We start from the raw sequence: 6485 nt of genomic DNA, 5'->3' as shown, positions 1-6485 counted from the left end.
TACCCGGTTCGACAAACTCGCCGTCCGCTACGAAGCCACCGTCCACATCGCCGCCATCAACGAATGGCTATGACCGACTTCGATACAGGCCCTAGGACCGCACCAACCGGGCGATGGCCTCGCTGGCCTCGCGGACCTTCTCGTCCGCGTCCTTGCCACCATCGACCAGCGCCTGCGCGACGCAGTGCTTCAGGTGCTCGTCCATCAACCCGAGCGAGACCGCCTGCAGGGCCTTGGTGGCCGCCGAGATCTGGGTCAGCACGTCGATGCAGTACTCGTCGTTCTCGACCATGCGCTGCAGGCCGCGGATCTGGCCCTCGATGCGGCGGAGGCGCTTGAGGTAGCCGTCCTTGTCGCTGGTGTAGCCCCGCATCCGACGTCCCTTTCCGCTGTTTCCCTCGTCCAACCACCACCATACCCGCAGGGGGTACCGGGAGTCGACGTGTCGCCACGTCAGGGTACGGGCCGCGGGGCTACGTGAGGTGGCTGACCTTGCCCCCGGCCCGTCGCATCCCGTAAACGTAACGTCGTGTTCACTACGCGTCCCGAACTCGCGGGCACCTTCGGCATGGTGGCCTCCACCCACTGGCTCGCATCGTCCTCGGGCATGGCGGTCCTCGAACGTGGCGGCAACGCCTTCGACGCGGCCGCGGCGGCCGCCTTCACGCTGCACGTGTGTGAGCCGCACATGAACGGGCCTGGTGGCGAGGTTCCCGCGATCTTCACCACGGCCACCGACCCCACCCCGCGCGTCCTGTGTGGACAGGGGGTCGCGCCCGCCGCCGCCACGACGGAGCGGTTCCGGCAGCTGGGGCTGGTCCTCGTGCCGGGCACCGGGCTGCTCGCGGCGACGGTGCCGGGCGCGGTCGGCGCCTGGCTGACGCTGCTGCGCGACCACGGCACCCTGCCGCTGCGGGACGTGCTCGGCTACGCCATCGGGTACGCCGAGCACGGCCACCCGGTCGCGCAGGCCGTGGTGGACACGATCACCACGGTCGAGGAACTGTTCCGCACCCACTGGCCCACCTCCGCCGACCTCTGGCTGCCAACGCCGAAGACCGGCGGGCTGGTCCGCAACCCCGCGCTCGCGGCGACCTACCGCAGGCTGGTCGACGAGGCAGAGGCCGGGGGCGGCGACCGGGAGGCGCAGCTCGACGCGGCCATCACCGCCTGGTACGAGGGGTTCGTCGCCGAGGCGATCGACGCGTTCTGCCGCACGGAGATCGTCGACGACACCGGCCACCCGCACAGCGGGCTGCTGACCGGCGCCGACCTCGCGGCGTGGCGGCCGGGCTACGAGCCGACCGTGAGCCGCGACGTGTTCGGCTGGCAGGTCCACAAGGTCGGCGCGTGGAGCCAGGGTCCGGTCCTGCTGCAGCAGCTGGCGATGCTGGAGGCGCTGGGCGACCACCCCGGCCCGGCGTCGGCGGACGAGATCCACCGCGTCGTCGAGGTCACCAAGCTGGCCTTCGCCGACCGGGACGCGAACTTCGGCGACGGCGCCGACATCACCGCGCTGCTCGACCCGGCGTACGTCGCAGAACGGGCGCGGCTCGTGGGCGCCGACGCCGGCGCCGCGTCGCGCAACGGGCTCGGCAGACTCCCCCGCTACGTGCTCGAAGGCGGTGCGCCTGCCGGGCCCGCCGGGGCCGGCGTCGGGGAGCCGACGCTGGGTGGGCTTGAGGTCTCCCCGCAGGGCACGACCCGCGGCGACACCTGCCACATCGACGTGGCCGACCGGTGGGGCAACGTCATCTCCGCGACCCCGTCCGGCGGCTGGCTGCAGAGCTCCCCGACCATCCCCGCGCTGGGCTTCTGCCTCGGCAGCCGGGCGCAGATGTTCTGGCTGGAGGAGGGCCTGCCGAACACGCTCGCCCCCGGCAAGCGGCCGCGCACCACGCTGTCCCCGTCGTTCGCGACCCGCGACGGCGTGCAGCTCTCGTTCGGCACACCCGGCGGCGACCAGCAGGACCAGTGGCAGGTGGCGTTCTTCCTCAACCACGCCGTGCACGGGATGGACCTGCAGGCCGCGATCGACTCGCCGGCCTGGCACACGACCGCGTTCGCGTCGTCGTTCTGGCCGCGGCAGACCGGTACGCAGCTGCTGCTCGAGGCCCGCGCGGCGGACGCGGCCGACGAGCTGCGGCGGCGCGGTCACGACGTGGAGGTGGTCGACAGCTGGTCGCTCGGCCGCATGTCGGCGATCTCCCGCGACACCGAGACCGGGCTGCTCAAGGCAGCCGCCAACCCCCGCGGCATGCAGGGCTACGCGGTGGGGCGGTAACCGGGAGGTCAGCGGCTCAGCACCCCGTCGACCCGACGCGGCACCCCGAGCGGGTTGCCGTCACGCAGCACCTCGGGAAGCAGCGCCTGCGGCATGTTCTGGTAGACGACCGGCCGCAGGAACCGGCGCAGCGCGGTGGTGCCGACCGAGGTGTGCCCTGGCATGGTGGTGGCCGGGTACGGGCCGCCGTGCTGCATCGCGTAGGTCACCGACACCCCGGTGGGCCAGCCGTTCCACAGCACCCGACCGACCCGTTCGGTCAGCAGCGCGACCAGCGGCTCGACCTCGTCGTCGGCGAGCGAGCCGTGCACGGCCGCCGTCAGCTCGCCCGTGAACGCCCGCGCGCACGCCACCAGCTCGTCCGCCGACGAGTACCGCACCACCATCGAGGTCGGGCCGAAGCACTCCACCAGCAGCTCCGACCTGGCGGCGAGGAAGTCCGCGGCGTCGCAGCCGAGCAGCGTGGGCGCGACGCCCTCCCCCGCCACCAGCACCCGCACGGCCGGGTGCGACCGCAGCGCGTCGAGGCCCTCGGCGTACCGGCCCGCGATCCCGTCGTTCAGCAGCGGCGCGGCGACGTGCCCGGCCAGCGCGGCGGCCACGTGCGACTCGAAGTCCGCCGCCTCCGCCGACGGCACGAACACCAGACCCGGCTTCGTGCAGAACTGCCCGGCGCCGAGCGTGTAGGACCCGACGTAGCCCTCGGCGATCCCCTCGGCCCGTTCCCGCACCGCCGACGCGGTCACGAACACCGGGTTCACGCTGCCCATCTCCGCGTGGAACGGGATGGGCTCCGGCCGCGAGCAGGCGAGGTCGAACAGCGCCCGGCCGCCCCGCAGCGAGCCGGTGAACGCACCCGCCTTGATCCTCGGGTCCAGCACCAGCGCCCGGCCCTCGTCGATGCCGTGCACCACCCCGAACACGCCGTCCGGCAGGCCGGCCTGGGCCAGCGCACCGGTCACCAGCTCGCCGACGCGGTCGCTCAGCAGCGGGTGGCCCGGATTCGCCTTCAGCACCACCGGGCAGCCGACGGCGAGCGCGGCCGCCGTGTCCCCGCCCGCGACACTGAACGCGAACGGGAAGTTGGACGCCGCGAACACCGCGACCGGCCCGACGGGCACCAGCATCCGCCGCAGGTCGGCCCGGCCGCCCGCCGGCCAGCAGGTGTCGGGCGAGTCGAGGGTGACCGACAGGTAGCCACCCTCGACGATCGTCTCGGCGAGCAGCCGCAGCTGGAACGTCGTCCGCTCCAGCTCGGCGTACAGGCGTGGCTGCTCCTGGAGGTTGGTCTCCCGGTGCGCGAGTGGCACCAGCTCACCCGCGGCCCCGTCCAGCACGTCGGCCACCCGCCGCAGCGCGGCGGCACGCAGGTCCGCCGTGGTCGCCGCGAACGGCGCGCGCGCCGCGGCCGCCCCGGTCAGCACCGTCTCCAGTGACACGCGCGGTGTCCCCTGGTTCGTTCCGCTCACAACACCTCACCCAACACTCGCAGGCCTTCGTCGATCCGGTCATGTTCGATCAGCCCGTAACCCAGGGCGAGCCCGGGTCTGCCGGGCCCGAACCCGTGGTACTCCGCCAGGTCCGCCACCCCCACGCCGGCCGCCGCGGCGCGGGTGACCAGTTCGGTCACGTCCACCTCGCCCGCCGGCCACACCGCGAGGTGCAGCCCGGCGGTCGACGGCACCACCTCGAGGCGGTCGGCGAAGTCGCGCCGTAGCACCGCCAGGATCAGCGCCCGCCGCGCCGCGTACTCGCGGGTCGCGCGGCGCAGGTGCCGCACGAACAGCCCGTCGGCCATGAACCCGGCCATGGCGCCCTGCGTGGTGGTCTCCGTCTGCAGGTCCGCCAGCCGCTTCGCGGACCGCAGCGCGGCGAACAGCGACGGCGGCGCGACCACGAACCCCAGCCGCAGCATCGGGAGCATCGTCTTCGAGAACGACCCGACGTACAGGACCCGGTCGCCGCGGTCGAGGCTGTGCAGCGATTCGAGGGGCCGGTCGGCGAAGCGGAACTCGCTGTCGTAGTCGTCCTCGACCACCACCGCGCCCACGTCCCGCGCCCACTCGAGCAGCGCGGTCCGCCTGCCGAGCGACATCGGCGGGCCGAGCGGGAACTGGTGCGACGGCGTCGTGTACACCAGGCGCGTGTCGTCCGGAAGTTCGTGCACCACAACACCTTCCGCGTCGACCGGCACGCCGGTCACGCGGGCGCCGTGCGAGGCGAACAGCTCGCGGGCAGGCGCGTAGCCGGGTTCCTCGACGGCCACGCGGTCGCCCGGCGCGAGGAGCACCCGCGCCACGAGGTCGAGCGCCTGCTGGGTACCGCTCGTGACCAGCACCTGCTCGGCGGGCACCCGCACCGACCGGGACAGGCCGATGTGCCGGGCGATCTCGGACCGCAGCCCGGCGTGCCCGGCCGGGTCGCCGTACAGCGTCTCCTCGACGGGCACGTCCCGGAGCTGGCGCGCGACCTGACTGCGCCAGGCCGCCATCGGGAAGCGGCGCACATCCGGCACACCGACGCGGAAGTCGTACGCGGGCGGCGGCGCGTCACGGACCGGGGGCACGGCCAGGTCCCGCCACACCGGCCGGGGCGGCACCGCACCCGCGCGGGTCGCGTGTTCGGCCCGCAGGGCGGGCGGGGTGGCGCACACGAACGTGCCCGCACCGACCCGGCCGACGAGGAAGCCCTCGGCGGTCAGCCGCTCGTAGGCCAGCGCCACGGTGTTGCGCGAGACGGCGAGCTGGCGGGCGAGTTCCCTGGTCGGCGGCAGCTTCTCACCGGAGCGCAGGCGGCCGTCGATGACCGCGTCGTGCAGCTGCCGGTAGATCCGGGCGGACAGGTCACCGCGCCCGGCCAGGCTGACGTGGAACTCCACCGGGTCATCCTACATTGGCCCAGTGAGGATAGTCGTTATTGGATCTTCTATACGACCAATCGGCTTCCTAGATTGAGTGCATGACGCGCTACCTCCCGCCTCCGGGCCCGAGCCGGCCCCTCGCGGTCGCGCAGCTGACCGACTCGATCGGGCTCGGCGGGTACCTCGTGTGCTCGGCGCTGTACTTCACCCGGATCGTGGACCTGTCGCCGACGCAGGTCGGGTTCGGTCTCACGGCCGGGTGGGCGGTCGGGTTCCTCACCGGCGTGCCGCTCGGGCACCTTGCCGACCGGCGCGGGCCGCGCGGGATCGCGATCCTGCTGGCCCTGTGCACGGCCGCGGCACTGGTGCTGTTCCTGTTCGTGCGGGACTTCGTGCCGTTCGTGCTCGTGGCGTGCCTGTACTCGACCGCCCTCTGTGGACTGAACGCGGCCAGGCAGGCACTGCTCGCGGGGCTCGTGCCCGCGCAGGAGCGGACGAAGGTGCGCGCCGTGCTGGCGGCGGCGATCAACGCGGGCATCGCCGTGGGTGCCGGGTTCGGCGGGCTCGCGCTGCAGGCGGACACCGAGGTGGCTTACCTCGCGGTGTTCGCCGTCGACGCGGTCAGCCTCGTCGTCTCGGCGCTCGTGCTGCTGCGGCTGCCGGTCGTCGCCCCCACCCCGGCCACGGCACACGGTGAACCGGCGCTCGCGGTGCTGCGCGACCGGCCCTACGCGGTCGTGTCCGCGCTGAACATGGTGTTGCAGCTGCACATCCCGCTGATCACGCTCGCCATTCCACTGTGGATCGTGGCGCGGACGAACGCTCCCGGGTGGACGGTGTCGCTGCTGCTGGTGCTCAACACGGTGTCCGTCGTGCTGTTCCAGGTGCGGGTGGCGAACAAGGTGACCAACCTTGCGAGCGCATTACGATTCATGCGGTTCGCCGGTGTGACACTTCTCGCGGCGTGCGTGGTGTTCGCGCTGTCCGGCTTCGGCGCGCCCGCATGGGCCGCGGTGGGGGTGCTCGTCGTCGCCGCGGGCCTGCAGGCGGCCGCCGAGATGATGCAGGCGAGCGGCGCGTGGGAGATCAGCTTCGGGCTCGCGCCGGAGGGCCGCCACGGCCAGTACCAGGGGTTTTTCGGATCCGGGTTCACCGTCGCGAGGATGCTCGGGCCGCTGCTCGTGACCACGGTGGTGCTCGGGTGGGGCACCGCGGGCTGGCTGCTGCTCGGTGCCGTCTTCGTCACGGCGGGCGCCGCGATGGGTCCGGCCGTACGCTGGGCGGAGCGGACGCGGCGCGGCCGGGTCGAGACCCAACCGTTGCTCACCACCACCGGGTGAG

General features: G+C 73.2%; 5 protein-coding genes. 2 read left to right on the top strand and 3 right to left on the bottom strand.

What is annotated here, in order from left to right; genetic code table 11:
- Nucleotides 1–91: 91 nt before the first annotated feature.
- Nucleotides 92–373, bottom strand: a complete 282-nt coding sequence (locus FHR82_RS27190) for a metal-sensitive transcriptional regulator (RefSeq protein ID WP_184813301.1) — start codon at nt 371–373, stop codon at nt 92–94.
- A 156-nt stretch (nt 374–529) separates the two neighbouring features.
- Here FHR82_RS27190 and FHR82_RS27185 point away from each other — a divergent pair, with 156 nt between their 5' ends.
- The gene (locus tag FHR82_RS27185; RefSeq protein ID WP_184813300.1) at nt 530–2284 is read left to right on the top strand and encodes a gamma-glutamyltransferase family protein; all 1755 of its coding nucleotides are present in this window, start codon (nt 530–532) and stop codon (nt 2282–2284) included.
- 8 nt (nt 2285–2292) lie between these two features.
- On the opposite strand, the gene FHR82_RS27180 is transcribed toward FHR82_RS27185, so the two are convergent.
- Together FHR82_RS27180 and pdxR are read right to left on the bottom strand one after the other, a co-directional pair.
- Nucleotides 2293–3723 carry an aldehyde dehydrogenase (NADP(+)) gene (locus FHR82_RS27180; RefSeq protein ID WP_311771300.1) on the bottom strand — a complete coding sequence of 477 codons (1431 nt, stop codon included), beginning with the start codon at nt 3721–3723 and terminating at the stop codon, nt 2293–2295.
- Between the two features lie 26 nt (nt 3724–3749).
- On the bottom strand, nt 3750–5162 hold the full coding sequence (gene pdxR / locus FHR82_RS27175; protein WP_184813298.1) for a MocR-like pyridoxine biosynthesis transcription factor PdxR: 1413 nt from the start codon (nt 5160–5162) through the stop codon (nt 3750–3752).
- An 80-nt stretch (nt 5163–5242) separates the two neighbouring features.
- Between pdxR and FHR82_RS27170 the strand changes: the two genes are divergently transcribed.
- Complete coding sequence (locus FHR82_RS27170; RefSeq protein WP_184813297.1) at nt 5243–6484, top strand: MFS transporter; 1242 nt, start codon at nt 5243–5245, stop codon at nt 6482–6484.
- Nucleotide 6485 lies beyond the last annotated feature (1 nt).

The organism is Actinophytocola algeriensis (assembly GCF_014203735.1).
Classification (GTDB): Bacteria; Actinomycetota; Actinomycetes; order Mycobacteriales; family Pseudonocardiaceae; genus Actinophytocola; species Actinophytocola algeriensis.
The sequence above is the reverse complement of the archived record's forward strand: the minus strand, read 5'-3'. Positions and strand labels throughout refer to the sequence as shown.

Coding starts and splice junctions, on each gene's coding strand:
- FHR82_RS27170 (WP_184813297.1), top strand. CDS start 5,243: ATGACGCGCTACCTCCCGCCTCCGGGCCCGAGCCGGCCCCTCGCGGTC.
- FHR82_RS27190 (WP_184813301.1), bottom strand. CDS start 373: ATGCGGGGCTACACCAGCGACAAGGACGGCTACCTCAAGCGCCTCCGC.